Annotated in this window: 28 protein-coding genes; 15 read left to right on the top strand and 13 right to left on the bottom strand. The window is 67.7% G+C overall.

Features of this window, described 5'->3' with window-relative positions; translation table 11 throughout:
• Positions 1-9 precede the first annotated feature (9 nt).
• Positions 10-1,038 carry an aldo/keto reductase gene (locus tag FJT57_RS03020; protein WP_144901546.1) on the top strand — a complete coding sequence of 343 codons (1,029 nt, stop codon included), beginning with the start codon at positions 10-12 and terminating at the stop codon, positions 1,036-1,038.
• Between the two features lie 33 nt (positions 1,039-1,071).
• Here the strand turns inward: FJT57_RS03020 and FJT57_RS03015 are convergent, their stop codons facing one another.
• Positions 1,072-1,302, bottom strand: coding sequence for a SelT/SelW/SelH family protein (locus FJT57_RS03015; RefSeq protein WP_144901544.1), 231 nt, complete (start codon positions 1,300-1,302; stop codon positions 1,072-1,074).
• A 128-nt stretch (positions 1,303-1,430) separates the two neighbouring features.
• On the opposite strand from FJT57_RS03015, the gene FJT57_RS03010 reads away from it, so the two are divergent.
• Positions 1,431-1,628, top strand: coding sequence for a hypothetical protein (locus FJT57_RS03010; protein ID WP_144901542.1), 198 nt, complete (start codon positions 1,431-1,433; stop codon positions 1,626-1,628).
• A gap of 64 nt (positions 1,629-1,692) precedes the next feature.
• Here the strand turns inward: FJT57_RS03010 and FJT57_RS03005 are convergent, their stop codons facing one another.
• Positions 1,693-2,370, bottom strand: coding sequence for a DUF7546 family protein (locus FJT57_RS03005; protein ID WP_144901540.1), 678 nt, complete (start codon positions 2,368-2,370; stop codon positions 1,693-1,695).
• The gene (gene cyoE / locus FJT57_RS03000) at positions 2,367-3,773 is read right to left on the bottom strand and encodes a heme o synthase (protein ID WP_394348798.1); all 1,407 of its coding nucleotides are present in this window, start codon (positions 3,771-3,773) and stop codon (positions 2,367-2,369) included. Before cyoE ends, FJT57_RS03005 begins: the two co-directional genes overlap by 4 nt.
• Positions 3,774-3,908: 135 nt before the next feature.
• Between cyoE and coxB the strand changes: the two genes are divergently transcribed.
• Positions 3,909-4,619, top strand: coding sequence for a cytochrome c oxidase subunit II (gene coxB / locus FJT57_RS02995; RefSeq protein WP_144901538.1), 711 nt, complete (start codon positions 3,909-3,911; stop codon positions 4,617-4,619).
• 118 nt (positions 4,620-4,737) lie between these two features.
• Here the strand turns inward: coxB and FJT57_RS02990 are convergent, their stop codons facing one another.
• Positions 4,738-5,187 carry an adenylyltransferase/cytidyltransferase family protein gene (locus tag FJT57_RS02990; RefSeq protein WP_144901536.1) on the bottom strand — a complete coding sequence of 150 codons (450 nt, stop codon included), beginning with the start codon at positions 5,185-5,187 and terminating at the stop codon, positions 4,738-4,740.
• Entirely contained in the window at positions 5,184-5,720 is a 537-nt protein-coding gene (locus FJT57_RS02985) for a Mov34/MPN/PAD-1 family protein (RefSeq protein WP_144901534.1), read from the bottom strand. Before FJT57_RS02985 ends, FJT57_RS02990 begins: the two co-directional genes overlap by 4 nt.
• Before the next feature lie 236 nt (positions 5,721-5,956).
• Here FJT57_RS02985 and FJT57_RS02980 point away from each other — a divergent pair, with 236 nt between their 5' ends.
• Positions 5,957-7,882 carry a DHH family phosphoesterase gene (locus FJT57_RS02980; protein ID WP_144901532.1) on the top strand — a complete coding sequence of 642 codons (1,926 nt, stop codon included), beginning with the start codon at positions 5,957-5,959 and terminating at the stop codon, positions 7,880-7,882.
• A gap of 39 nt (positions 7,883-7,921) precedes the next feature.
• On the opposite strand, the gene FJT57_RS02975 is transcribed toward FJT57_RS02980, so the two are convergent.
• Positions 7,922-9,595: a phospholipase D-like domain-containing protein gene (locus FJT57_RS02975; protein ID WP_238993887.1), complete on the bottom strand. Its 1,674-nt coding sequence runs from the start codon at positions 9,593-9,595 to the stop codon at positions 7,922-7,924.
• A 67-nt stretch (positions 9,596-9,662) separates the two neighbouring features.
• Positions 9,663-11,030, bottom strand: a complete 1,368-nt coding sequence (locus tag FJT57_RS02970) for a HEAT repeat domain-containing protein (protein WP_144901530.1) — start codon at positions 11,028-11,030, stop codon at positions 9,663-9,665.
• Positions 11,031-11,146: 116 nt separating this feature from the next.
• Between FJT57_RS02970 and FJT57_RS02965 the strand changes: the two genes are divergently transcribed.
• Positions 11,147-11,917: a class I SAM-dependent methyltransferase gene (locus tag FJT57_RS02965; protein ID WP_144901528.1), complete on the top strand. Its 771-nt coding sequence runs from the start codon at positions 11,147-11,149 to the stop codon at positions 11,915-11,917.
• 18 nt (positions 11,918-11,935) lie between these two features.
• On the opposite strand, the gene surE is transcribed toward FJT57_RS02965, so the two are convergent.
• The 3 genes from surE to FJT57_RS02950 form a co-directional block, all read right to left on the bottom strand.
• A complete protein-coding gene (gene surE, locus FJT57_RS02960) occupies positions 11,936-12,742 on the bottom strand; it encodes a 5'/3'-nucleotidase SurE (RefSeq protein ID WP_144901526.1) in 807 nt (268 codons plus the stop codon).
• A 131-nt stretch (positions 12,743-12,873) separates the two neighbouring features.
• Positions 12,874-14,328 (bottom strand): small ribosomal subunit Rsm22 family protein, encoded by a 1,455-nt coding sequence (locus FJT57_RS02955; RefSeq protein WP_144901524.1) that lies wholly within the window; start codon positions 14,326-14,328, stop codon positions 12,874-12,876.
• A complete protein-coding gene (locus FJT57_RS02950; RefSeq protein WP_144901522.1) occupies positions 14,325-15,077 on the bottom strand; it encodes a prephenate dehydrogenase/arogenate dehydrogenase family protein in 753 nt (250 codons plus the stop codon). Before FJT57_RS02950 ends, FJT57_RS02955 begins: the two co-directional genes overlap by 4 nt.
• Positions 15,078-15,400: 323 nt before the next feature.
• On the opposite strand from FJT57_RS02950, the gene FJT57_RS02945 reads away from it, so the two are divergent.
• Positions 15,401-15,904 carry a hypothetical protein gene (locus tag FJT57_RS02945; RefSeq protein WP_144901520.1) on the top strand — a complete coding sequence of 168 codons (504 nt, stop codon included), beginning with the start codon at positions 15,401-15,403 and terminating at the stop codon, positions 15,902-15,904.
• A gap of 37 nt (positions 15,905-15,941) precedes the next feature.
• Here the strand turns inward: FJT57_RS02945 and FJT57_RS02940 are convergent, their stop codons facing one another.
• Complete coding sequence (locus FJT57_RS02940; RefSeq protein WP_144901518.1) at positions 15,942-17,135, bottom strand: M24 family metallopeptidase; 1,194 nt, start codon at positions 17,133-17,135, stop codon at positions 15,942-15,944.
• A 106-nt stretch (positions 17,136-17,241) separates the two neighbouring features.
• Here FJT57_RS02940 and srp19 point away from each other — a divergent pair, with 106 nt between their 5' ends.
• The 3 genes from srp19 (at position 17,242) to FJT57_RS02925 (ending at position 18,880) form a co-directional block, all read left to right on the top strand.
• The gene (gene srp19 / locus FJT57_RS02935; RefSeq protein WP_144901516.1) at positions 17,242-17,523 is read left to right on the top strand and encodes a signal recognition particle subunit SRP19; all 282 of its coding nucleotides are present in this window, start codon (positions 17,242-17,244) and stop codon (positions 17,521-17,523) included.
• Positions 17,524-17,525: 2 nt separating this feature from the next.
• Positions 17,526-17,753, top strand: a complete 228-nt coding sequence (locus FJT57_RS02930; RefSeq protein WP_144901514.1) for an H/ACA ribonucleoprotein complex subunit GAR1 — start codon at positions 17,526-17,528, stop codon at positions 17,751-17,753.
• A gap of 77 nt (positions 17,754-17,830) precedes the next feature.
• Positions 17,831-18,880 carry a presenilin family intramembrane aspartyl protease PSH gene (locus FJT57_RS02925; protein WP_144901512.1) on the top strand — a complete coding sequence of 350 codons (1,050 nt, stop codon included), beginning with the start codon at positions 17,831-17,833 and terminating at the stop codon, positions 18,878-18,880.
• A gap of 19 nt (positions 18,881-18,899) precedes the next feature.
• Here the strand turns inward: FJT57_RS02925 and FJT57_RS02920 are convergent, their stop codons facing one another.
• Both FJT57_RS02920 and FJT57_RS02915 read right to left on the bottom strand, forming a co-directional pair.
• On the bottom strand, positions 18,900-19,391 hold the full coding sequence (locus FJT57_RS02920; protein ID WP_144901510.1) for a PUA domain-containing protein: 492 nt from the start codon (positions 19,389-19,391) through the stop codon (positions 18,900-18,902).
• Between the two features lie 49 nt (positions 19,392-19,440).
• On the bottom strand, positions 19,441-19,938 hold the full coding sequence (locus FJT57_RS02915) for a LabA-like NYN domain-containing protein (RefSeq protein ID WP_144901508.1): 498 nt from the start codon (positions 19,936-19,938) through the stop codon (positions 19,441-19,443).
• A gap of 349 nt (positions 19,939-20,287) precedes the next feature.
• Here FJT57_RS02915 and dapA point away from each other — a divergent pair, with 349 nt between their 5' ends.
• From dapA to FJT57_RS02885, 6 genes are read left to right on the top strand one after another with little or no spacing between them, the layout of a single operon-like run.
• The gene (dapA, locus tag FJT57_RS02910) at positions 20,288-21,202 is read left to right on the top strand and encodes a 4-hydroxy-tetrahydrodipicolinate synthase (protein ID WP_144901506.1); all 915 of its coding nucleotides are present in this window, start codon (positions 20,288-20,290) and stop codon (positions 21,200-21,202) included.
• Positions 21,202-22,050 (top strand): 4-hydroxy-tetrahydrodipicolinate reductase, encoded by an 849-nt coding sequence (gene dapB, locus FJT57_RS02905; protein ID WP_144901503.1) that lies wholly within the window; start codon positions 21,202-21,204, stop codon positions 22,048-22,050. The genes dapA and dapB overlap by 1 nt, the downstream gene beginning before the upstream one ends.
• Entirely contained in the window at positions 22,047-22,892 is an 846-nt protein-coding gene (locus FJT57_RS02900) for a 2,3,4,5-tetrahydropyridine-2,6-dicarboxylate N-succinyltransferase (protein ID WP_144901502.1), read from the top strand. The genes dapB and FJT57_RS02900 overlap by 4 nt, the downstream gene beginning before the upstream one ends.
• Positions 22,889-24,136 carry a diaminopimelate decarboxylase gene (gene lysA, locus FJT57_RS02895; protein WP_144901500.1) on the top strand — a complete coding sequence of 416 codons (1,248 nt, stop codon included), beginning with the start codon at positions 22,889-22,891 and terminating at the stop codon, positions 24,134-24,136. Before FJT57_RS02900 ends, lysA begins: the two co-directional genes overlap by 4 nt.
• Positions 24,133-25,023, top strand: a complete 891-nt coding sequence (gene dapF, locus FJT57_RS02890; protein ID WP_144901498.1) for a diaminopimelate epimerase — start codon at positions 24,133-24,135, stop codon at positions 25,021-25,023. The genes lysA and dapF overlap by 4 nt, the downstream gene beginning before the upstream one ends.
• Positions 25,024-26,148, top strand: coding sequence for a M20 family metallopeptidase (locus FJT57_RS02885; RefSeq protein WP_144901495.1), 1,125 nt, complete (start codon positions 25,024-25,026; stop codon positions 26,146-26,148).
• Positions 26,149-26,226: the final 78 nt, after the last annotated feature.

The following is a 26,226-nucleotide window of genomic DNA, read 5'->3' as shown; positions in this document are numbered from 1 at the left end:
AATCCGGGTATGAGCCTCAATTACCGACGACTCGGCTCGACCGGCACGAAGGTATCGGAACTCTGCTTCGGGACGTGGCGCTTCGGCCGCGAGACCGACGGCGTCGTCGAGACGACGAGGGACGAAGCCCACGAACTGCTGGACGCGTTTGCCGACCGGGGCGGCAACTTCATCGACACCGCGAACGTCTACGGGACGCCCAGCGGCCGCAGCGAGTCGTGGATCGGCGACTGGCTCGCCGACAGGGATCGGTCGTCGGTCGTTCTCGCCTCGAAGGTGTACTTCGGATTCGACCCCGACAATCCCAACGGCTCCGGCCTCTCCCGCACGCACATCCGAAACCAGATCGAAGGGACGCTCGACCGCCTCGGGACCGACTACCTGGACCTGTACTACATTCACCGCTGGGACGAGGAGACGCCGATCGAGGAGACGCTGTCGACCTTGAATCGGCTGGTCGAACAGGGGAAAATCACCTACCTCGGGGCGTCGACGATGGCGGCGTGGCAACTCGCGAAGGCGCTGTGGAAATCCGACGTCAACGGGTGGGAGCGCTTCGAGGTCACTCAGCCCCTGTTCCACGCGGGTTACTACGAGGACGTGAGCGAGTACCTCGACGTCTGCGGCGATCAGGGCCTGGCGGTCTGCCCGTACTCGCCGCTGGCTGGCGGCTTTCTCACCGGTAAGTACGAGCGCGCCGATCCCGACGATCCGACGCGAGTGATCGCCCCGGATGGCTCCCGCGGATCGATGGACGACAAGTTCGACGACTACTATCTCTCCGAGCGCGGCTGGCGCGTCCTCGACACCGTCAGGGAAGTCGCCGAGGAGGTCGACGCCTCGCCCGCGCAGGTGGCGCTCCGCTGGCTAATGGACTACCCGGACGCGACGGTCGTCCCGATCGTCGGCGCGCGTACGGTCGAACAACTCGACGAGAACGTCGGCGCGGCCGACGTCGACCTCTCCGGTTCCCAGTGGGACCGGATCTTCGAGGCCCGGTACGCCGACGACGGACGTCGGTGGGGACATCGAGACTGAGCCCTCGATTCGGCGCTCGTCGACGCGCTCCGATCAGCGTCCCTCTCGGACGCGGCGGGTGATCTCGTCGACGTCGTAGTCGTCTTCGGATTTATCCCAGACGACGTCGCCGTCGACCGCGACGGTCAGCACGCCGTGGTCGCCGGTCACCAGCGCGACGCGCTCCAGCCGGTCTCCGAACTGTTCGAGCAGCGCGTGTTGGATCTCCTCGGCGCGCCCCAGGAACCCACAGGGCACGCAGTATTCGATCTCGATGTTCGTCATACCCGTCCCTTGGCGGTGGATCGAATTAAGCGCGTTGTGCGGGGCAAGCGCAGGGCCGGTCTGTGCTCTCGGCGTCGGGGTTTTCAGAGGTAGCTTTTTGTTTGTCTAACGCTAACTACTAGTTTGGTATGTGTTACCATTCCCAGCGGCGGGAGGCGCTGGCGAGGTTGGGACACGAGACTGGCCCGCAAGAAGCGAGCGATGACCGATTCGACGCCGCGGAGTCGCGCGACTCCGACGGCGAGCGCGAACGGAGCGAGGAGCACCACCCCGAGAGACCTGATCCGGAGACGACGCGACGTCCCGAACCGGTCGGCTTCGCCTGAGAGGGGCGGTAGCCGCCCCACCAGGTGAGATTGTCGACGTCTCGATCGCCCGGACCGCCCGGACTCATTTTTTGGCTGAACCGAGGCGACCGCCGACGCGCGGCCGCCAGTACAGGAGCGCGACGGTCACGAGAAAGACCGCCGTCGAGATGTCGTACGAGAAGCCCAACGCGAGGGTGGCGACGGCCGATCCGCCGCCGAGCGCGCCCGTCGCGAGAGAGGCGATGAACGGCCACGTACAGGACACGCACGAGAAGAGGCCGAGGAGCCCCGAGATGGCGGACTCGGCGGCGTCGATCACCGTCGCGTAGACGAGGTACGAGAGGGCTAGGTACCCGACGACGCGGGCGGGAACGAGTCCGACGACCACGTACGGGGTCGTCAAGACCGGCGCAGGGCCCCACCCGGGCGGCAGCGGAGCCAAGCGGGCACCCCACACGCTTTGTGCGGCCGGGAGGGTGACGAGGCCACCAGCCGCCGCGAGGAGGGCGAAGTAAAACACGGCGACGGCGGCGGCCCGCCGTTGAGTCGTCGGGTCCGTCGGCGCGACGTCCGTCTTCCAGACGGCGACGACTCCGACGAGGATCCACGCGAGGCCGTAGAGCGCGTATCGCGGTTCCGTGAGGACGACGTTTGTCGACACGACGTACACGAGCGAGCCGATGACGAGCGTGTTGAGTAGAAGTCCGACGCGGAGCAGGTCGTCGCGGAGCGGCGGCGAGAACGCGGCGGAGACGTTCATAGCACTAACGCGTCGATAATGACCGCGAGCAGCAGCGCCCCGAGGTAGGCGTTCGACGCGTGGAACGTGCGGAACGCCGCTTTTTCGGTCTGTTCGTAATGCAGGCGGACGGCGAAGTAGAGGAACAGCCCGCCGAAGACGACGCTCGTGAGCGCGTACAGCAGTCCGAGCGCGTTCATCGACGCCAGCGCACCGGCGGCGACGAGCGTCGCTGCGAGGTACCAGAGGACGTGTTTCCGGGTTTCGGTCTCGCCGCGGACGACCGAAATCATCGGGAAGCCGCCGCGCTCGTAGTCGTCTTTGTACGCGAGCGCGAGGTTGTAGAAGTGTGCGGGCGTCCACAGGAAGATGATCGTCGCGAGCGCGAGCCCGCCGAGTCCGATCTCGCCCGTGACTGCCGCCCAGCCGATGAGCGCGGGGAGCGCCCCGGCGGCCCCGCCGATGACGGTGTTCTGGACGGTGTTCGGTTTCAGAAGCAACGTGTAGACGACGCTGTAAAAGAGGATCGCGGCGACGCCGAGGACGGCCGCGAGGGGGTTGACCCACGCGAACAGCGCGACCGACCCGGCGGCGAGAAGCAGTCCGAACGCCAGCGCGTTTCGGACGGGGACGAGATCGGTCGCGAGCGGTCGGTCGCTGGTCCGCTGCATTCGTCTATCGATGTCGCGCTCGAACACGTGATTAAACGTCCCCGACGCGCCGATCGAGAGGACGCCGCCGCCGAGCGTCGCGAGCACGACGGGAACCGTCAGGCCGCCCGTCGTGGACGCCGCCAGCGCCATCCCGGCCGCCGCGACGAGACAGAGCAGCCACATCAGCCGGGGCTTGGTCAGTCTGACGTAAGCTTTCGCCGTCGCGATCAGCCGTTCGCGCCGATTGCTCGGAATCTCCGGTTTGTAGGAGCGCTCCAACGGCGGCGCGAGGTCGACGCCGTCGACCGGTTCCTCGGAGGGGTCGCCGGTTTCTCGCTCCAACGTCCACGCGAGCGCGGCCACGAGCGAGACGAAAATCCCCATTCCGACGGTCAGATGGACCGTCGAGAGCGTGCTCCCGGCACCGCCGAGTGCGACGAGCGCGCCGAGCGCGGCCTGCACCGGATAGAGCAGTCCCGCGAGTAGCACTGCGGCGAGCACGCGCCGATCGACGGCCGCCCGAATCCCGACGACGAGCGTCGTGACGCCGAGCAGTCCGACCGCGACGGCGGCGAGTCTGTGCGCGACGGCGAGCCACCCGACAGTCGACGTCGGCGTCGTCCAGCCGTTCCCACAGGCGGGCCACGCAGCGCACGATGCCGCGGCGTCCGTCAGCGCCGAAGTCGCGCCCACCAAGAGGAGGAGATAGACGCCGATAGCCGTCGCGGCGAGCAGGCCGTGAAACCGGTTGTGAGTTGCGATCGACCCCACGAAATACACCTACAACCAGTTGGGAACCCCCGTACTTAGGAGCCTCGCTTTCGACGACCCCGATCGGGCGTTTGACGGGGGCGGCGGTGGCGAAAGTCAGCAACTATTTACGTCACTCCTCCTAACTTCGGATCGATGCGAAAGACCCGTTTGGCACTCGTTTCACTGCTCACGGTCCTCGTGGCGGGCCTCGCTGCGGACCCGGTCGCCGCGCAGACATCCGCCAGCGCGGAGCTCATCAACGGGCTGAACAATAAGCTGCTGTATATCGCCGTTCCCGTTACGCTCCTCGTCGAGGGCATCCTGATCTACACGATCGTAAAGTTCCGGAACAACGACGAACCGACGCCGACGAAAGAGAACCGCCGACTGGAGATCACGTGGACGATCGCGACGGCGATCATCCTGCTGTTCGTCGGCGTCGCCTCCTACGGCGTTCTCGCCGACGAGAACGTCGCTGGCCCGCCGGAGGTCGAAGACGCCTCGGGCGAGCCGGTCGTCGTCCACGCCGAGGCGTTCCAGTGGGGCTGGGAGATGTCTTACCCCGAAGAGGGTAACGTCACCACCGGCACCGAAATCGTCGTTCCGAAGGACCGCCCGGTGGTGATTGAAGTGACATCACGCGACGTGATACACGGCTTCCACGTGCCGGACCTTGCGTTGAAGGTCGACGCGATGCCCGATCAAACGAACACCATCAGGACTGTCGCCTACGAGGAGGACGTCTATCAGGGCTACTGCACGGAGTACTGTGGGGTCGCCCACTCGCAGATGTACTTCACTATGGAAGTCGTCTCGGAGGACGAGTACCAAGACTGGCTCGACGAGCAGCAGAGTAGCGAATAGCGAGTTCCGATTCGTCACCGATCGGTTTTGTTCTCTTCTCTCTCGAACGGCCGAGTCCCGACTCCAGCGTTCGGGAGTGAACGTCGGAAACGGTGAGCCAAGCGCCGAACAGCGGGACTTACGTTCCGCTTCCGCCGCAGCCCCGAGACTCGAGGATTCGGTCGATGATCTGACCGGTAGACAACAACTCATCGTCGTAGCGTGGTTCTCTCGCGGACGCGCGAGCGACCTCACAGTCGATGCCGCGTGACGCGAGCGCGTCACGGATAGCGTCGTCGTCGTGGTGTTGGTCGTGGCCGAGGACGATCACGTCCGGGTCGATGCGTTCGATCGGAACGAAGATGTCCTCGGTGTGCCCGAGGTGGGCCTCGGTCACGACTTCGAGCGCGTCGATGACGTCTCGTCGCTGCCGATCCGGGAGCACAGGCGGTTCCTTGTGCGTGACGTTCTCCCGCCGGGCGACGATGACGTGCAGTTCGTCGCCCATCGACGCCGCGTCCGCGAGGTAGTGCACGTGCCCTGGGTGAATGAGATCGAAGGTTCCTTGGGCGACGATTCGGCGGGTCACCGGCGGTTTCCTCCGAAATCGCGATCCCGGTCAGATTCCGCGTAATCGGATGCGGTGTAGTCGATGTCGAGGTCCGCCTCGGTGAAGTCAAAGAACTCCTCTGGGTCCGGGAGGTCGACGTCGAGCACCTCCAGCTCGCGGACGTCGCCGTTCTGATCGAACGCCTTCCAGTCCCGCGGGCCGTACGGATGACCGAGAATGATGTGAACCTCGCCCTGACCGAACGTGTCGAGGTCGGCGTCGCTGGGGCGAAGCACGCCGTTCGGGTGCGAGTGAATCGAACCGACCGCTCGGAGATCGTTCGGGATCATGTTGTTGTCGACGGTGGCGCTCACCGGGTTCGAGCGCGTTCCGGGGACGATCAACACCTCGGTGATGACCGTCCCGGAGCGATCCAGATCGAAGTTCGAGGCGTCTTCCCCGCGCAGAAACCCCATATACTCGTTCGGGTGGGTCTCCTGTGAGGCCTCCCGTGCGAAGTCGAGTGCGTCGGCAGCGATGCCGAGCACGCCGCTCGACCGGAAGAGTCGCATAGCCGGATCTCGGGGTCGTCTCCTTCTAAACCTTTCGAGGACCGCGCCCATTCCGCACGGTAACGGTCCCTGTCTCTGGACGCCTCCGACCTCGACCGCCGGGAAAATCCGATTTCGACCGCCGGGCACCCCTCACCTCGATCACTGGCGGTCCGACCGTTCCGAGCGGTTCGATGACGAGCGCCGTTCGAGATCGATTGTAAAGTCTTAACCGCGACGCACCACTTTTCGCCAGTATGACTGCCGAAAACGCCGGGGATTCCGGCGGCGAGTCCGCTCCGAATTCGGAGGGCGACTCGCGACCTGTCGTCTACGACCTCGCGCCGAACTGCACGCTCGAAGACGTCGAAGCGGGGGAGCGCTACCACGCCGTCGTCAACGGCGTCGTCGAGTACGGCATCTTCGTCGACGTTTCGGACGAAGTGTCGGGACTCGTCCACGAGTCGAACCTGAACCGCTCCTACGAGGTCGGCGATCGCCTGACCGTCACGCTCGAAGAGATCAAGGAGAACGGCGACCTCGCCTTCGACGCCTTCGAGGAGTCGACGTACCAAACGGTCGCCGTCGACCACGAACCGGATATCACCCCGGTCGAGGAACTGAGCGCGGGCGATACCGTGCACGTGCAGGGGCAGGTCGCCCAGATCAAACAGACGGGCGGCCCGACGCTGTTCCGCCTCGTCGACGAAACCGGCATCGTCTCGGCGGCGGCCTTTCAGGAAGCGGGCGTTCGCGCGTTCCCGGCCGTTTCCGTCGAAGACGTCGTTCGGGTCGGAGGGACCGTCGAGTCCCACGACGGCTCGCTCCAGATCGAAGTCGACTCGCTCACCCGACTCGACGACGAGACGTCGGCGGAAGCGCGGCAGCGCCTCGACGCGGCGCTGGACGAGCGTGCCGCGCCCCCGAGCGTCGAACCGCTCGTCGAGTGGCCCGCCTTCGAGAAGCTCCGATCCGACCTCGAAGCGCTCGCGCGGCTGCTCCGACGGACCGTCTTGGAGGGGCGGCCGATCCGCGTGCGTCACCACGCCGACGGCGACGGGATGTGCGCGTCGGTGCCGGTTCAGCTGGCCTTGGAGAACTTCATCGAGTCCGTCCACGACGACGAGGACGCCCCGCGGCACCTCATCAAGCGACTCCCCTCGAAGGCCCCGTTCTACGAGATGGAGGACGTCACGCGCGATCTGAACTTCGCGCTCGAGGGTCGCGCGCGACACGGCCAGCGCCTCCCGCTTCTGCTGATGCTGGACAACGGATCCACCGAGGAGGACGTCCCCGCCTACGAGAACCTCGCACACTACGATATGCCGATCGCGGTCGTCGATCACCACCACCCCGACCCCGACGCCGTCGATGACCTCCTCGACGCGCACGTCAACCCGTACCTCTACGACGAGGATTACCGGATCACGACCGGGATGATGTGCGTCGAGCTCGCGCGGATGATCGATCCCGACTTGACCGATAACCTGCGGCACGTCCCGGCCGTTGCGGGACTCGCCGATCGCTCGAAGGCGGAGGCGATGGAGCAGTACATCGCGCTCGCAGAAGCGGAGGGATACGACCGCGAACGGCTCCTCGACGTCGGTGAGGCGCTCGATTACGCCGCCCACTGGCTGCGCTACAGCGACGGACAGTCGCTCGTCAACGACGTTCTGAACGTCGGCTGCGACGACGACGCCCGACACCGCGAGTTAGTCGAGTTCCTGGCGACTCGCGCCGAGCGCGACGTCGAGCGGCAGATGGACGCCGCCGCCCCGCACCTCGAACACGAGCGGCTCGACTCCGACGCGCACCTGTACACCGTCGACCTCGACGAGTGGGCGCACCGCTTCACCTACCCCGCGCCGGGCAAGACAACCGGCAAGCTCCACGACCGCAAGGTCCGCGAACACGGCGAGCCGGTCATCACGATCGGCTACGGTCCCGACTTCGCCGTCCTCCGCTCGGACGGCGTCCGCCTCGACATCCCGCGGATGGTCGCCGAACTCAACGAGGAAGTCGTCGGCGGCGGCGTCTCCGGCGGCGGCCACCTCGTCGTCGGCTCGATCAAGTTCGTCAAGGGGATGCGCGAGTCCGTCATCGACAGCCTCGTCGAGAAGATGGCCGAGGCCGAACTCGACGAGGAGCTCTCCTCGCAGGCGATCGTCGACACCGAGATCTGAGATCGCCGTCCGCGACTCGCGGTCCGTGCGATTCGCTTTTTATTCGAAACGCACCGTCCGACGGAGGACTGATACCGCGATCGCGACACCCGAGAGCGCCCCGAGCGCCAACGTCGTCCGCGTTTTCCAATCTGATTCGGATGCGCCCGCACCCCCGTTCGTCGCGGACGCCTCCCAGTCGGCTTCGAACGTTCGCCCGTAGTAGTCCGCCGGTTCCGACCCGTCGAGCGCGAGCACGACTTCTCTGTTCTCCCCCGTCGCGTGCGCGTTCCAGTTGAGACTCCCAACGAGAACGGTTTCGCCGTCGATCACCGCCCCCTTCGCGTGCACCTTCCCGAAGCGACCCCTCGGCTCCGCGATCCGCACCTCGATCGGGAGGCCGCGCGCTCGCAACTCCGCCGCCCGCTCGACGACCCTCCGGTTCGACTCCCGGTCGTACCACGCGTTCGAGAGCAGCACCCGGACGCGGACGCCCCGCTCGGCGGCGTCGACGAGCGCCCCGAAGTACGCCCCGTCGGGGTCGAGCCGCGGGGAGAGCACGTCGACGCGCACCGCCGCGCTCGCGATTGACGCGCTGACCGCACCGCCCGCGTTCCCGGGCGCTGTCAGCACCCGAACCTCGTCGACGGCGACGGACGCTGGGTCGAATTCGGGTTCGTAGGTTCCCGTCGCGGGCGATTTCTCGACGAACGCCGTCGCCGCTCGGTGCTCGCGCCACGGCACGGCGTCGATGCCGTCGGCGTCGTGGGCAAACACCGCCGCGAGTTCGGCGGCCGTTCGCTCGGAGTCGACGCGAACGCCCCACCCGCGGCTGTCTCGTCCGCCCGTCCCCGAGGGCTTCCAGTTCTCAGTCATCACCAACGCTGTCTCGTCGGCGACGGCGTACTTCGGGTGGTGGAACGCGAATCTCGCGTGCGGCCCGTCGATCACGCGGACGTCGACGCCGCCCGCGACCAGTCGGTCGAGTTGCTCGCGCTGGGCGGTCGTCATCCCGCCGACGGGCCCGCCCTCCAGCAGTACGCGAACCCGGACACCGCGCTCGGCGGCCGCGAGAAGCGCCTCCGCTGCGCGCGGTGAGGCGAACGTGTACCCCGCGAGCAGGATCCGCTCGTCGGCGCGTTCGAGCGTCTCCATCGGAACGTCGGGCGCATCTGGGAGGACGAACGCCGTGGCGCTCGCCGGTCCGGTGGCGACGACCGACCGCGGCGTCAACCCCCGCGGCGTCCACTCGGTCGTCGAGGCGTTCAGCCGCTCGCCCTCCCGCGCTCGCTCGTATTCGAGTCGGTCGACCGCGGCGTCGCCGCGCCGGAGGACGAGTTCCTCGCCCCCGTTCGAGAGTGAGAGTCCGGGTTCGACCACCGGAACGTCGACGAGTTCTCGTGTCGCGTTCGGATCCGTCGAGAGGGCGACGACGCCGTCCGGCGGGACTCGCACCGTCGACTCCCCGTCGGAGAGTGTCAGGTTCGACGCGCCCGCAGCGTCGACGACGACGTACTCGCCGCTGTCGCCGTCGGCGACGGGATCCGGAAACGCGGCGACGATCCGCGGGTCGGTGTCGGCCGGGGCGGCACTCGCCGGTGGGGCCGAGGCGGCACTCGCCGGTGGGATGACGGCGAGCGCGACGAGTACGAGCGCGCAGACGGCCCAGCGGCTCAGCGATGGCGACGGACTGGGGAGTGGCTCGCGGGGCCGCTGTCGCGCTCGGGGTGACACGGCGCGTCTGGCCGCCTATTCGGATATAAACCCTCGGCGGGAGAACGGAACGGAGAAAGCGGCCGGGTCAGGCCGTCGGCGTCTCTGCGTCGGCGTCACCGAGCGCGTCGGCGGCCAGTTCGGACTCGTGCTGGACGAGGTAAGAGCGCTCGTCGGTGTACTCCGCGGCCGCTTCGAGCGCCTCCTCGGTTCCGATCTGTCGAAGCGCCCACGCGGCAGCCGCGCGGACGGTGTCGCTGTCGTCTTCCGCGAGCGCGTCGGCGAGCGGGTCGACGGCGCGCGTGTCGCCGATGAGTCCCAGCGCGCGGGCGACGTACGGCCGGACGTTGTCGTTGTCCATCTCCAACTTGTCGGCGATCGCCTGGGTCGCCTCCGTCGAGCCGATCTCGCCGAGCGCGCGGAGCGTCACCTTCTGGAGGGCGGGATCGGAGTCGGCGTCGACGTATTCGACGAGCGTCTCGACGGCCTCCTCCGCCCCCTCGCCCATCCGACCGAGCGCCTTGATTGCGGGCTTGTCGCGGCGCTGGGCGAGCCCGTGCATCTCCTCGAAGGCGTCGGGGTTCGCCATCCGAATCAGCGCGTCCATACAGTGCTCCTGCATAAACTCCGACTGGAGGCTGTCCTTCGCGAGCAGGATCATATCGACGTGATCGCGCTTCTCCCACTCCTTGAGCGCCGACAGCTCCGGCGGGTAGTCCTTGTAGTGACCGAGCACGTCGTAGAAGCCCTCGGCCATCAGCTGCTCGTTGACCTCCAGATCGTCCCACTCCTGGGCCTCTTCGAGGCCGGTTTCGAGCGCTTCGGTCGCCTCTAGCAGCGCCGCGATGGTGTCGGCGTCCTCGTCGGCGTCGAGGTCCGCGCCCTCGACCGCCGCGACCGACTCGTCGAGTGCGGCGACGAGCGCCTCCTCTCGCTTCTCGCCGCTCTCGTCCTCGTCGGCGTCGCTCTTGCCCTCGTCACCCTCGTCGACATCACTCCCGTCGACCTCGATATGGGCGTCGAGCGTATCGCTGACGTCGTCGGCGAAGGCAGCGACGACATCGACGATCTCGGATGCGCCCCGTTCGGTCCAGCGCGTCTCCGTCACCTTCGAGCGCGCGGTCTCGATGTCGTCGACGACGTCGCTGCCGTACGGACCGCGCTGCGATTCGAGATCGTCTCGGACGTCGGAAACGCGCGATTCGAGTTCCTCGCGTGGGTCCTCCGCGTCGTCGTCGTCCTCATCGACCTCGGGCAGGTCCGCCGCTTCGAGATCCGACTCGATCCCGTCGAGATCGGCTTCGACGTCGTCGAGGTCGGCCTCGGTCTCGGCGGCTTCGAGGGCGGATTCGACGCCGTCGAGGCGCTCGTTCAGGGTTTCGGGCGTCACGTCTGTGGTGTCGTCGGACGCCGCCGCGTCGGAATCAGCGGCCGTCTCGTCGTCCCCGTCGCTCATATGCCTGATATCCGTCCGTACCCGAAAAGAGCGTTTCCCTTCTGGTTTCCGGACCGCCCCGTCGCTGAAAGCGCCGATCGGCACGTTCTAAGCCCGTCCGATCCCAATTCGGGGCGATGACGACGCCGACCGAGGAGCCGACGGACGACTGGGACTCGAACGCCTACGACGGATCGCACTCCTTCGTCTACGAGTACGGCGCGGACGTCGTGGGTTTGCTCGACCCGCAGCCGGGTGAGCGGGTCCTCGACCTCGGGTGCGGCACCGGCCACCTGACCCACCAACTCGCCGACGCGGGGGCGGACGTCGTCGGGATCGACCGCTCAGCGGAGATGGTCGAGACCGCTCGCGAATCGTACCCTCACCTGGAATTCCGCCGGGCCGACGCTCGCGACTTCGACGTCGAGGAGCCGTTCGACGCGGTCTTCTCGAACGCGGCGCTGCACTGGATCGACGAGCAGGACGCCGTCTGCGAGGCGGTCGCCGACGCGCTCGTCCCCGGCGGGCGCTTCGTCGCCGAACTGGGTGGGAGCCGAAACGTCGAGGCGATCGTCACGGCGGTCGCGGCCGAACTCGTCGAACGGGGATACAAGCCCGCGCCGGAGCCGTGGTACTTCCCGACCGTCGGCGAGCACGCGACCACGCTCGAAGCGCACGGGTTCGAGGTCCGCTACGCGCGACTGTTCGACCGGCCGACCGAACTCGACGACGGAATGGCGGCGTGGATCGGGATGTTCGGCGATCGGCTGCTCGCGGACGTTCCGGCGGACCAGCGCGCGGACGTGATCGACGGCGTCGAGGACCGCTTGCGCGACGAGTTGTACCACGACGGCGTCTGGACCGCCGATTACCGTCGGCTCCGGTTCGTCGCGGTGCTCGATGCGTAGGCGTTCGGGATTGCGGGCTTACGCGTACGTTTCGAGATACGTCTCCGCCAGCGCGTCGAGCGCCTCGTGGTGTTCCGTCGTGTGCGGCGCGGTCAGCGGCGACACCGACACCCGGCCCTCGACGACGGCGCGCCGGTCCGTTCCCGCCGGATCGGGGAGGTCATCGGCGCGCATCCGCTCCCAGATGCGATCGTGCAGCGTGACGGTCCCGTTACCGTCGTGTTCGGCGGTCATCTCGTAGAGCGTGGAGGGAGTCGTGATCTCGATCGGTGCGGGGTCCCCGCTCTCGTCGGCCAGCGGCGCGTTGACGTTCAGATACTCCGCCCGTTCGAACACCCCGGCGTCGAGCGCGTGCCGGAGCAGGTACGAGGTCGCTCGCGTCGCGTTTCGGAAGTCGGCGGGATCGGTCGCCTGTTCGTGCCAGGGCGTGTCGCCGCCGCCCGGAACGTACAGCGACGCGGCGATGGCCGGGACGTCGAAGAACGCCGCTTCGACGGCCGCGCTCACGGTCCCGGAGCGGCCGAGGACGTACGCGCCGAGGTTCGCGCCCTTGTTACAGCCCGCGACGACGGCGTCGACGTCGGGGCAGAGCGATTCGAGACCGGCGACGACGCAGTCTGCGGGGGTCCCGTCAACGGCGTATCCCAGTTCGTGTTCGCGCACGCTGAACTCGTTCGAGAGCCTTCGACCGACCGCGCTCTGGTCGTCGTCCGGGGCGATGGCGATCACGTCGGCGAACGCCGAGAGCTCCTCGTACAGCGCGCGGAGGCCGACGGCGTCGATCCCGTCGTCGTTGGTCAGGAGAACCGAGAGGGAGTCGCTCATACGCGGTGCTTTGTGGGACGAAAGAAATGTGTACCGCTCGGACGGGTGCGCGACAATTCGGAAGGGCTGTCTCGACCGACGCGGTCGATTGTGGAAGGACGCGGTCGATTGTGGAAGAACGCGGTCGAACGTCAAGCCACGCGGTCGACGAACGTCTCGTCGTCGACGACGAGGTTGTACGCGCGCTCGTCGTCGTTCCACAGACAGAGCACGTTCTCGAAGGCGAGGACGTCGCCGTAGGCAGCGAGAAGCAGGTCCTCGTTCAGCCCGTCGCGGACGGTCGAGACGGCGTAGTGCTCCACCGCTTCGCTCCCGTCGCTGACCTTGAACAGCGGATTGCGGTCGTCGGCGTCGGTCAGGTTCCGGCTCAGTTTGGTCGCCAGAAGGTCGATCCGATTGGTGACGTGTCGCTCCATCTCGGCCATCTTCGCGTGGCGATCCGGATCGGCGCGGACGTCGACGCGACGCGTCCCGTCCGGTCGGACAATGGCGTAGGAGAACTGCACCGTCTCGTTCGTGAACGTGCCGTCGCCGGGCGTGCGGCCGCTTACCGGCTCATCACGATCGACGGCAACAGCCTCGCCCGCCTCGTCGAGCCGTCGCTGGAACGCCGGGGCCGCGATATCGTCCCGCCGGTCGAACGACCAGCCGCGGTCGCTGGGGGCCTCGCCGGGCCACAACCGGAGCGTCGGCGAGTAGACCGAACGGGGCGAGTCGGCGGGGACGAGCGCGCGCTCGACGGTCCGCAGCCCGATACTCGTGTTCTGATCGGCGGGCGCGAGCGCGACGAAGGAGCCGTCGCCGTCGACCGCATCGAGGTACCGCGCGGCGACCGCTTCGGGATCGTCGAGTTCGTTCAACACGTTCGCGAAGACGACGAGGTCGGCGTCCGCGCCGATCGAGTCGGGATCGAACTCCTCGGCGGTCTCGCGGTGGACCGTCGTCCGGAAATTCCGTCCCGTCTCCTCCAGCACCCGTTCGAGAACGTCGGCGGCGGCCGAGGGTTCGACGGCGTGGTAGTCGACGAGGGCGTCGTCCGGGAGGTAGTCGTGCAGGCCGAGCGCAGGCCCTCCCACGCCCGCGCCGACGTCGAGAACGCGCAGCGTCCGCGGGAGCAACTCCCGCTCTGCGAGGTCGTCGAGGACGTAGCCGATCGCGGCGTAGTAGTCCGGCAGGTGATAGACCGCGTAGCCCGACGCGGCCACTTCGTCGTACTCGACGGGGTTCTGTCGGTAGTAATCCTCTTTCAACCGTCTGATTGTCTCCCGGAGGCGATCACCGCTCTCGCCGCGGTGCCAGTTCGCTCCGTAGCGCTCGACGAGGAGGTCCTCAACGGCGAACGTGTATGGTTCGGGGAACGCTTCCGGATTCCATCCGGGCCGCGGGGCTGGCTCCTCGCTCGCGGGAACGAACGCCCCGTCCGCGCGCTCGCGGAGCCGGAGGTCGAACGCCTCTTCCCTGAGCGTCTGGCGGACGACCGCGGGGTGCGGGGTTCCGTCGATGTACTCGTGGATCTCCTCGGGGTCGACCGGGCGGACGTTGCGCAGGTACTTCGCGTTCGCGCGGACGGCGTCGCGATCGATCACGACCGGTCCTCGCGATAGCGATCGCCAGCCTCCTCGTACAGCTGTTCGAACGCGTCGCCGTCGGCGTCGGCGATGCGGCGGGCGGCGTCGGCGACGTCGTCGGCTCCCTCGAACGACTCCTGGATCTCCCGGTAGACGCGCGGGGTGCCCTCGGTCACGGTTCCGACGAGGTCAGAGAGCACCCGCGAGATGGGTGTCGCGAACTCCTCTCGTACGTTGTCGGCCGCGAGCGCGTAGGCGAGAACCGCGGTGTGTGCACCCGCCTGAACCGTCTCCATCGCCGAATCGTGCTCTTCGGGATCGGTCTCGAAAACGTGGTTTCCGGCGTCGCCGATCGCGTCGAGTATGGCTCCCGTTACCGGACCCTCGGCGTCGACGACCGCGGCGACGTTGCCGGGGGCGTTCTCCGGGGCGAAAAGCGGGTGGAGACTCACCCGCTCGCGCTCCGGAAGGTGCGCCCGCATCGCTTCGACGGGTCCGGCCATCACGCCCGTCACGTCGACCATCGCCCGCGAGGCTCGCTCCGCGTGAGCTTCGACCGCCGCCTCTGCGGCGCTGATCGGGACCGCGAGACAGACCGCATCGAACGTCTCCGTCGTGTCGAGTGCGACGGAGCGGCCGCCAACGGCCTCCGCAGCGCTCGCTGCGGCGGACGGTTCCCTGTCCGCGAACGCGACGCTGAACTCCCTCGCGAGCGTTTCGCCGGTCCAGCGGCCCATCGCGCCGGACCCGACGACGAGTACCTCCATCGCCGCCGACTACGCGCCGCCGCACTCAAAAGGGGTTCGGTGCGATGGTGGTCGGTTCCGATCTCTCGCATCTCAAATTCACGTGGATTGACGATATTGATTCCGCAGTAGATATCAAGTATGATACCCAGAAGCGTATGTTTAACCGGATTGCGCAGTAATGATTGCTGGGGGAACGAAATCTGCATCGTTACGACACCGATAGGCCGATCGAACTGGGGGAACCCTCCGCTGACGCCCGGGTAGACGGACCCGGGCGGTATGGGGACGAAAGCGCGCTTAATTGCCCTATAACAATACGCACGTAAGGACAGCAGACACTGATGAAATTTCCCACGGTCCCTGGGAGAGACACGCACGGGCGTCGATTGACGTTGCCCGACGACCTCGACGGAGAGCAGACGCTATTGGTCGTGAGTTTTCACCAGCGACAACGCTCACTCGTGAACTCGTGGCGGCAGTTCGCCGCGGAGTTGTGCGGCAAATTCGCCCACTTCGCCTACTACGAACTCATCGTCGGTAGCTCCGGCGGGATGCTCCCGCCGAGCGTCGCCGGTGGGATGTCGCCGACGAACGCCAGACAGCGCGTTCACGATAACACGATCCTACTCTCGGTGGACAAACAGGCGTTCCAACGCCGACTCGGAATCGTCGGCGAACAGACGATCTACGCGTTCCTCGTCGAGGACGGGCACGTCGTCCGACAGGCTGCGGGCGTTATCACACCGAAGACCGCTGAGGCGCTCGAATCGCTGTTGGAAGCCTACCGCGACGAGAAGAACCGCCAGTCGAACAGCTCTGAAAGTCCCGGCGAATCGTCAGTCTGATCGCCAGTTCGCCCGCGCTGTTGTCGACTTCTCCAATTCAGATCCGTAGTTCGATGACCTGTTCGGTCAGATTCTCGTGTCCGTCTTCGGTGACGACCACGAGGTCCTCGATGCGGACGCCGCCGACGTCGGGGTCGTACAGGCCCGGCTCGACCGTCACGACGTGTCCCGGTTTCAGCTTGCCGCCGTCCGGCGAGAGCCGGGGCAGTTCGTGGACGTCGAGACCGACGCCGTGGCCCGTCGAGTGGATAAACCCGGTTTCCGCCCGCGGATCCGATCGTAGCGTCGGCAATCCCGCGTCTTCGTAAACGTCGCAGACGACGTCGTGAACGTCTCCTCCGGTCACGCCGGGTTCGATCGCCGCCACGGCGGCGTCGAGCGCCTCGTGTGTCAGGGCGAACCACGATTCGAGCGTGTCGTTCGGTTCTCCCTTCACGAACGTCCGCGTCATATCCGCGTGGTACTTCGACGCCTTCGAGCGCGGGAATATGTCGACGATGATCGACTCGCGGGGCCGAAGCGGTCCGCTTCCCCGATCGTGCGGGTCGGCGGCGTCGGCCCCGCAGGCGACGATGGTCTCGTCGAGCGCACAGCCGTGTCGGAGCAGCGTTACCTCGATCTCCTCGCGGACGCGCTCGCTCGTGAGAACCCCCGCATCGGTGCGGAGCACGTCGCCGCCGTCGGGACCGCCGCCCGCGTCGATCTCCGCCTCGCGAAGGAGCGCCTCCGCGGCGTCCATCGCCGCCTCGTTGGCGCGTTGGGCCGTCCGGATGTGCTCGATCTCCTCGGGCGTCTTTCGCGCGCGGATCTGGGTCACGACGTCCTCGGTTTCGGGATCGACGCCGACGCCGCGTTCGCGGAGCCGATCCGCGGGACCGAGCGGGAACCGATCGGGGGTCGCGACGCGCTCGACGCCGAGATCGTCGAGCCACGCGGCCACGACCCGCACGTTCGCTTCCTTCGCCCCGTGTTCGGCGGCGAGTTCACGGAAGTCGTACTCCGCCAGCCGCGACACGTCGTCGGCGCGGCTCTCCCGCTTCGCGCGGCCGAACTCCAGCGCCGAGACGAGAAGCGCCGTCGTCTCCGGCGTGTAGACGGTCACGAACGGGTCGGGTGCGTCGAATCCCGAGAGGTACCGCTGCGTCGAGTCTGCACTGTCGGCGTCGACGAGGTAGCCGTCCAGCCCTTCGTCGGCCAGAAACGAGTCGAGCGAGGAGAGGTCCGGATCCATAGGTGGTGATCGGACGCGGGCGGATAAAGGATGTCGCATACGTCGCACCGGCGGACGGCACGATCGGACCACAACCGTATTACGGACGCGATGCGGTTGTCGGAGTATGGCTGTCGAGAACGTCATCTGGCCGCGCTACCTCGACGCGTCCGTCTCTCGAAACGACGGTCGTCGTGTCCCGCTTGCGGAGGCCGTCGAGGAGCCGACGGTCGACGAGATCGCGCAGGCCGTCCAGCAGATCGGCTACGACGCCGTCATCGAGCGCGACGTGACGCATCCCCGCGAGTGGGACGCCCGGGGACGCGTGCTCGTCAAGGGCGCGGAGGACTCGACGAAGAACGACCTCGTACAGGCGGTCGCCGCCTACGTGGGCATCCTTCGGGACTGACGATGCAGCGACTCGGAACCGTCTCGCGGACGGCGCAGAACCTCCTTATCGTCCGCTGCGACGACGCAGAACATCCCGGAATCGGCGCGGAAGCCGTCGACGAATCGCTCTCGACGGTCGGCCGCGTCGTCGACGTGTTCGGGCCGGTGTCGCGCCCGTACGTGGCCGTCACGCCCGCGGGAGGCGTCAGCGCGGCGTCGGTCGTCGGGAAACGGCTGTACGCGCGGTGAGACGCGGTGAAACCGTTCCCCGTTTCTCTCCCTTGGAAAACACAACCCCCATAGTGGGGCGGTCGAATTGCTCTCCTATGCGAAAACGCGTCGCCGCGGGCGTCGGGTTCGCCGCCCTGCTGTTTCTCCTGGTACAACTCGGTGCGCTGGCGCTCGTGCCGACCTTCTACGAATCGGGCTATCAGACCGTCGAGGACCCCTCAGATCCGACGAACAGCCTCGTCTACATCGTCGCGATCCTCGTCGCCACGGCCGGGATGCTCGCCGCGTTCAAATACGACCTCGACTGGGTCGTCAGAGCGTTCGTCGTCGTCGCGGCCGCGTCGATCGCGTGGTACGTCTTTTCGGTGTTCCTCCCGCCGCTGGCGGCGATCGGCGCGTCGATCGCCCTGGCCGCGCTGCTCGTGATCCATCCCGAGTGGTACGTCATCGACGCCGCGGGCGTCCTGATGGGCGCTGGCGCGGCCGGGTTGTTCGGGATCAGTTTTGGGCTGCTTCCCGCCATCCTGCTGCTCTCCGTTCTCGCCGTCTACGACGCGATCAGCGTCTACGGCACCGAACATATGCTCGATCTGGCCTCCGGAGTGATGGATCTGAAGCTCCCGGTCGTACTCGTCGTTCCGACGACGCTGTCGTACTCGCTGCGGGACACTGACGCCGCGAAGACGGTTTCCGATGCGGGTCGGGACGGCGATGCCGACGTTGCTGCCGATTCCGATGCCGACGTGGCTGTCGATATCGAGGGCGACGACGGCGACGTGATCACCGCTGACGGCGAAGACGACGTCGGCGACGCAGACGGCAACGACACTGACGACGACGTTCGCGACGCCTTCTTCATCGGTCTCGGCGACGCCGTGATGCCGACGGTGATGATCGCGAGCGCGGCGTTTTTCCTCCCTGCAGACCTAACGCCGTCACTCGGTCTCGCCTGGCTTCCGGCGCTGACGTTTCCGGCATTGACGTCGATGGTCGGGACGTTCGCCGGGCTGTTCGTTCTCCTCTGGATGGTGTTGAAAGGGCGCGCCCACGCCGGACTGCCGCTCCTGAACGGCGGCGCGATCGGTGGCTACCTCGTCGGCGCGCTCGTGAGCGACGTCCCACTCCTGACAGCGCTGGGCCTCTGAGGCGGCCGGACCGGGTCTATTACTCGTCGTCCGGTTCCGCACCGTCGCGCACGTGGACGGCCATCCCCGTCTCGAAGTCCGCCATCGCGTCGGCGGAGAGCTCGGCGCGCCCCACCGCAAGCACGGTGTCGTCGTCGCGGACGACCGCGACTTCGTCGCCCGGCCTGACGTCGGGGTCGACGTCGCGGACGAACTTCGCGAAGGCGTTCTTGCCCTCGCGGACGAACGGCTCGCTCTCGTCGCCGACGACGACGCGGGCGGCCGGGTACCCGAGCGCGCCGACGAGTCGCCGCCCGCCCGCGACGCCGAGCGTGAACCGCCCGTCGGTGCCGTAGGAGACGATCCGACCGCCGGGTGCGACGATCTGTCGCGGGCGGCCGCTCGTCGAGCGGTGCACCGTCAGCGACTCGTCGCTCTCGCTCGGGAACAGCGCTTCGCCCGCGCCCGCGCCGAACTGGTAGTCGGCGATGGTGCGCAACTCCGCCAGCGTCTCGCCGTCTGCGTCGCTCATACCGCGTCGTTTCCGGCGGAGCGTCAAGACGTTCGCGGTCCGCGACAGACTACAGCAGGAACGTGTCCTGTCGCTCCGAGAGATCCAGGAACGTGTCGGCGGCGTCGATCAACTCCTCGGCGGTCGACTCCTTAAACGCCATCACCTCGACGCGGACGCCCTCGTGGCGGAGGTGCGAGCACAGTCTGGAAAAGTCGCCGTCGCCCGTGCAGAGGACGACGGTGTCGACGTGGTTCGCCAGCGTGACGGCGTCGAGGCTCATCCCGACGTCCCAGTCGGCCTTCTTCGACCCGTCGCCGAACGTCTTGATCTCCTTGATCTTCGGCTCGAAACCGATGTCGACGAGCGCCTCGAAGAAACTCTCCTCGTCGGGCGAGTCCGCGCGTACGACGTACGCGATAGCTCGCGTGAGTTCGCGTCCGGAGACGCCCTTCTCGAGAAGCGACGCGTAGTCGATATTCCGCGAGTAGAGGCTTTGCGCCGTGTGATAGAGGTTCTGTGCGTCCGCGAGCATCGCCACCCGCTGACTCGGGTGAATCTCGGTCATACTGTCCCTGGGGGCGGCATAGTACATGAATGTCCGGTCATGCGTTCGGTTCTCGCATCGAGGGCCCGCAACCGACGACGAAACCTATATTATTCACGAGCGTCCAACTCCGGGTGTGACTCGCGCCACGTCGACTTCGACGGATACGCCCCGTCAGGCAGCGACGCGTGGCCCATTTTTCATCGGTAAAAAACGCGCACCCTGACGCCACCGGCGGGAGTGGCACCCCCGTCTTTGGCGACCTCCGGGCGGGCGCGCACCGACGTTCGATCGCCGACCGGCGTCGAAGGCACGCGGCGACGAACAACCGACACACCCTACACGGTAGACAACAGTACACCCTACAACGATGACACAGATCGACTTCACCGGCGTGTTCCCCGCGATGACCACGCCGTTCGACCAGGATGGCGAAATCGACCACGAAACGCTCGCAGCAGACGCGCAGCGGCTCGAATCCGCTGGCGTCGCCGGACTCGTTCCCGCCGGATCGACCGGCGAAAGCGCGACGCTCACGCACGACGAACACATCGAGGTCGTCGAGACAGTCGTCGAGGCTGTCGACGACGTCCCCGTCGTCGCGGGGTCGGGGTCGAACTCGACACGCGAGGCGCTGAACCTCTCACAGCGCGCGGCCGACGCGGGCGCGGACGCGCTGCTTCTCATCTCTCCGTATTACAACAAGCCCGAGCAGGCGGGCCTCTACGAGCACTTCCGGACGATCGCCGACGAGGTCGACCTCCCGCAGATCGTCTACAACGTCCCGAGCCGGACGGGCCAGAACGTCGAACCGGAGACGGTCGCCGACCTCGCATCGCACGAGAACGTTCGGGCGTACAAGGCCGCTAGCGGCGACGTCGCACAGATCTCCGAGGTTATCGAGTACACCCGCGAGGAGGATCTCGCGGTGCTCTCCGGCGACGACGCGCTGACGCTGCCGATCTGCTCGCTCGGCGGTCGCGGCGTCATTTCCGTCGCGGGCAACGTCGAACCCGAGCGCAACGTCGCGCTCGTCGACGCCGCGCTCGACGGCGACCTCGAACGCGCCCGCGAGCTTCATTTCGAGCTCTCGCCGCTGTTCCGACAGCTCTTCGTCGAGACCAACCCGATCCCGGTGAAGGCGGCGATGGAGATCCGGGGTCACAACTCCGGTGCCCTCCGACCACCGTTGACCGAAATCGAGGCGGCGAATCGCGAAGAACTCGAACGCATCCTCGCCGACCTCGAGGCGAGCGACCTCCCCGAGGCGACGGAGGCCGTCTGATGGGCGGCGGCCTCACCGTCGCGATCACCGGCGCGAGCGGCCGAATGGGCGGTGAACTGCTCGCCGCCGCGGCCGACCGCGACGACGTCGGATTCGTGCTCGCGGCGAGCCGAACGCCCGAGGACGTTCCGAGCGGCGACGCACCGAACGCGCCGGACGCGATCGTCGCGGACGACGAACTCGGCGCGGCGATCGACGAGCACGCTGTCGACGTCCTCGTCGACTTCACCGTCCCCGAGGCCAGCGTCGAGTACCTCCGCGCGGCTGCGGACAACGGCGTCGCGGTCGTCGTCGGAACCACGGGCTACGAGGACGCGGGCGAAGACGCGCTCGATGCGGTCGCGAGCGACGTCCCGTTCCTGCGCGCGTCGAACTTCTCCCGCGGCGTCGCGGCGCTCCGCCGCGCGGTCAGCGAGGCGGTCTCGGCGCTCCCCGGCTACGACATCGAGGTGACGGAGACGCACCACAACGGCAAGCGCGACGCGCCCTCGGGCACCGCGCTTTCGATCCTCGACGACATCGATGCCGCGCGCGGAGCGGGCGGTGGCGGCGCCGCGAGCGACGCCGAGCGCGTCCACGGTCGCGTCGGCGACCAGCCCCGGGAGGGCGACGAGATCGGCGTCCACGCGCGACGGGCGGGCGACGTGACCGGCGAGCACGAGGTCCTCTTGGCCGGAAACGAGGAAGTGGTCGAATTGACGCACCGCGCCGGATCGCGCGGGATCTTCGCCGCGGGTGCGCTCGACGCCGCGGCGTGGCTGTCCGGCCGCGACGCGGGTCGGTACGATTTCGACGAAGTCTTAGACGCAGACGATGACGGCGACGACGGGGATACTGATTCACGATGAGTTTAGAATCCGAGGTTGACGATCTGTGGCAGCGCTATCAGGACGACGACGTCGACGCCGCGAGTGCGGGGTCCGCCGCGCGCTCGACGCTCGACGCCTTCCTCGAAGCCCTCGAAACGGGCGACGTGCGGGCGGCCGAGCAGGTGGGAGACAGCGGCCCGGACGGCTGGGTCGTCAACGAGTGGGTCAAGCGCGGCATCCTCCTCAACTTCAGCCTGCGCGAGACGCTCCCCCGCGAGTACGGCGACGTCACCTACTACGACGTGCTGCCGCTCCGCTCGACGACCGACCTCGGTGGCCGCGGAACGCGGAACACGCCGGACGGGACCGTGATCCGCCGCGGCGCGTACCTCGGCTCCGATTGCATTATGATGTCACCCTCGTTCGTCAACGTCGGCGCGCACGTCGGCGACGGCACGCTCGTCGACTCCTGTGACACGGTCGGATCCTGCGCGCAGCTCGGCGAGGGCGTGAAGCTCGGCGCGAACACGCTGATCGGCGGCGTGCTCGAACCCGTCGAGGACGCGCCTGTGATCGTCGAGGACGGCGTCTCGCTGGGCGCGGGCTGCCGCGTCACCTCCGGGTTCCACGTCGGCGAGAACACGATCGTCGGCGAGAACACGCTCTTGAGCCCGCGGATCCCCGTCTACGACCTCGTCGAGGAGGAGGTCATCTACGGTCATCTCCCATCCGACCGCCGCGCGTTCACCCGCTACGTCGAGTCCTCGCTGGGCGATCACGACCTCTTCGAGTCGGGCGCGTACAAGCCCGCGGTCGTCGCGCTCGATATCGAGGACGACACGCTCGATAAGACCCGCCGCGAGGAGGCGCTGCGGGAATGAGCGGGGGCGGCGACGGCGGGTCGGAGATCCGCCGCCTCGACGAGTGGAACGATGACCGACTCGTCGCGCTCGCCGAGGAGTACGAGACTCCGCTCTACGTCGTCGACCGTCGGAGGATAACGGAGAACTGCGCGCGACTGCGGGCGGCGTTCCCCGACGCGGACGTTCGCTACGCCGCGAAGGCGCACACCGGCCAGCCCGTGCTGCGATCGGTCCGCGAGGCTGGGCTCGGAATCGAGTGCGCCTCCGCCGGTGAGGTCGAACGCGCGTTCGACGCCGGATTCACCGGCGACCGAATCCAGTACACGGCGGTCAACCCGCCCGACCGCGACCTCGATCTCGTGACCGCGCGGTGGCGCGAGCACCCCGAACTGACGATCACCGTCGGCGCCGAGGACACGGTCGACAGACTCCGCGAGCGCGGCTTCGACGGGCGGCTCTGTATCCGCGCGAACCCGGGCGTCGGCGCGGGCCACCACGAGAAGGTCAGCACCGGCGCGAACGCGAAATTCGGGATTCCGATCGAGCGCGTCGCCGATCTCGCCGCCCGGTGGGCCGAGGAGTTCGACCTCGTCGGCGTCCACGCCCACGCCGGGAGCGGCATCTCCGGCGACGACCTCTCGGCGCACCGCGAACTGGTGAGCCGAATGGGCGACCTTTGTCGGGAAATCGAATCCCGCGTCGGGTCGCTCGAATTCGTCGACGTCGGCGGCGGGTTCGGCGTCCCGTATCGCGAGGAGGAACCGCCGCTGGACCTGGAAGCCGTGGCGGAGGCGACCCGCGAGGCGCTCGGAAACCTCGACGCGACGCTGTCGATCGAACCCGGCCGATACGTCGTCGCCGACGCGGGCGTCCTCCTGACGACGGTCAACACGGTCAAGCGCGCGCGCGACGCCACGGTCGTCGGCGTCGACGCCGGAATGACGACGTTGCTCCGCCCGGCGATGTACGACGCGTATCACGCGATACGGAACCTCTCGGCCCCCGAGGACGCCGAACAGATCGACGCGACGGTAGCGGGACCTATATGTGAGTCCGCGGACGTACTGTGTGAACACAGATCGCTCTCGCGTCCCGACCGGGGGGATATCCTGGCCATCGGGAACGCGGGCGCGTACGGATACGAGATGTCGAGCACCTACAACTCCCGGCCGCGGCCCGCGGAAGTCGCGTTGTCCGGCACGACCGTCGTTCTCGCCCGACGGCGAGAGACCCTGACTGACCTGACCGCACTGGAACAATGAGCGTACAGCACGACAGAGTAGCAGTAGAGAAGTACCACGGCACCGGCAACGACTTCATCGTCGTCGATGCCGTCGAATCGATCCCCGACCGACCCGCGTTCGCGACGACGCACTGCGACCGCGAGACCGGCGTCGACCACGAGGCCTCGTCGCGAACGGGCGCGGACGGCGTGCTCTTTCTGGCGCTGGAGGCCCGTTACTCGCCGCCGCGAGTCGTGATGACGCTCGTCCAACCGGACGGCTCCGTCGCCGCGATGTGCGGCAACGGCGCGCGCGTCGCCGCCGCGTGGGCGGCGGAACGCACGGGATCGACGGAACTGATGATCGATACGCCCGCGGGGACCAGACGCGCGGTCGTCGACGGCGACGACGTCACTATCGAGATGGGCGTCCCGAGGTTTGCACCGCGGGATGTACCGCTTGCGCGTGAGACTGAGTTGACCGAGGAAAACGTCGGGGACCTCGTCGTCACGGCGGTGAACACGGGCGTCCCGCACGCGGTCGCCATCGTCGACGACGTCGACGACGTGGATCTCGAAGCCGTCGCGCCCGCGATTCGGCACGCGGACGTCTTCCCGGAGGGAGCGAACGTCACGATCGCCTCACGGGTCGACACCGACACCAACGCAGAAGGTGCCCCCCGCTTCCGCCAGCGAACGTACGAACGCGGCGTCGAGGGCGAGACGCGCTCCTGCGGCACCGGCGCGGTCGCCGTCGCAGCGGTCGCAAAGCGGCTCGGCCTCGTCGACGGCGACGAGACGGTGACCGTCAGCCCGCCGGGCGGCGACCTTCGGATCACCGTCCCCGACGGCGAGTCCGCGACGCTCGCCGGACCCGCCGAACGGGAGTTCGTCGGCGAGCTCGACACGGTAATGCGGTCGATCTAGATGTCCGGAACCGTCGAAGCGTCGGCGTTCGACGCGGTTTCCTTCCTCGAAGCGGCCGTTCCGATCGCCTCGAACGACGACGTCGACGAGATGCGCGAGTTCCTCGTCGAGACGATCGAATCCCAGGGGATCCACGCCCGCGTCGACGACGCCGGAAACACGCTGGCGTCCAAGGGCGCGGCCGACCCCGAAACGCACCTCGTCTTCAACACGCACATCGACACGGTCTCGCCGCACGTTCCGTTCGAGCGCGAACAGGTCGACGGCCACCTCGTCCGCATCCACGGCCGGGGATCTTGCGACGCGAAGGGGCCGCTCGCGTCGATTCTCGCCGCCTTTTTCGCCGTCGAACCGCGCGAGGACGCCCGCGTGACGCTCGCGGTGACGCCCGACGAGGAACTGCTCTCGACGGGGGCGGCCGCCCTCGACCTCGACGCGGACCTGTACGTCGTCGGCGAGCCGACCGGACTCGACGTCTGTCCCGCGGCGAAGGGCCGCTTCCAGGGGACGCTGACGCTCACCGGTTCGGCCGCACACGCGGCGGAGGCAGATTCGGGCGTCAACGCGATCGCCGGGCTGGAGGGCGCACTCGCCTCGATTCGGACGTTCGACGCGGGCCGCGAATCACACCCGCAGCTCGGCTCGGCGTCGCTGACGCCGACTGTCGTCTCCGGCGGCGAGTCGACCAATCAGGTCCCAGCGCGCTGCGAGCTCGTTCTCGATCGACGGAGCGTCCCGCCCGAGACGGCCGAGGGGTTCAGAACGGAACTCGAAACGGCGGTCCGCAAGACCGTTTCCGAGGACGTCGGCGTCGCCTTCGATCTCACTGAGCGGCCGACGCCGTTCCTCGAAGCGTTCGCGACCGACGGATCTCACGAACTCGTGCGCACGCTCGCCACGGCATCGGAGCGGGCGGGCGGCTCGGGCGTCGTGCGGCCCTTCTCGGCCGCGACCGAGGCGTCGTACTTCTCTCCCGCGCCGGTCGTCGTGTTCGGGCCGGGCGTCCTCGCCGACGACGAGGGGGCCGTCGCGCACGCCGACCGCGAGTACGTCGACGTCGCCGACGTCCGACGCGCGGCCGCGGCGCTGACGGACGCGACGGACCGACTGGTCGGCGGAGCGTGACAACGCCTGACGAAGCGTGGCGTTCCGGGGCGTAGCCGACCGTCGGTCCCACGACCGTAACTGCCATACGCGCCCGGA

Source organism: Halobellus captivus, from assembly GCF_007655485.1.
GTDB classification, from domain to species: domain Archaea; phylum Halobacteriota; class Halobacteria; order Halobacteriales; family Haloferacaceae; genus Haloquadratum; species Haloquadratum captivum.
Note: the sequence above shows the minus strand (reverse complement) of the source record. Positions and strands in the feature narration are given on the sequence as shown.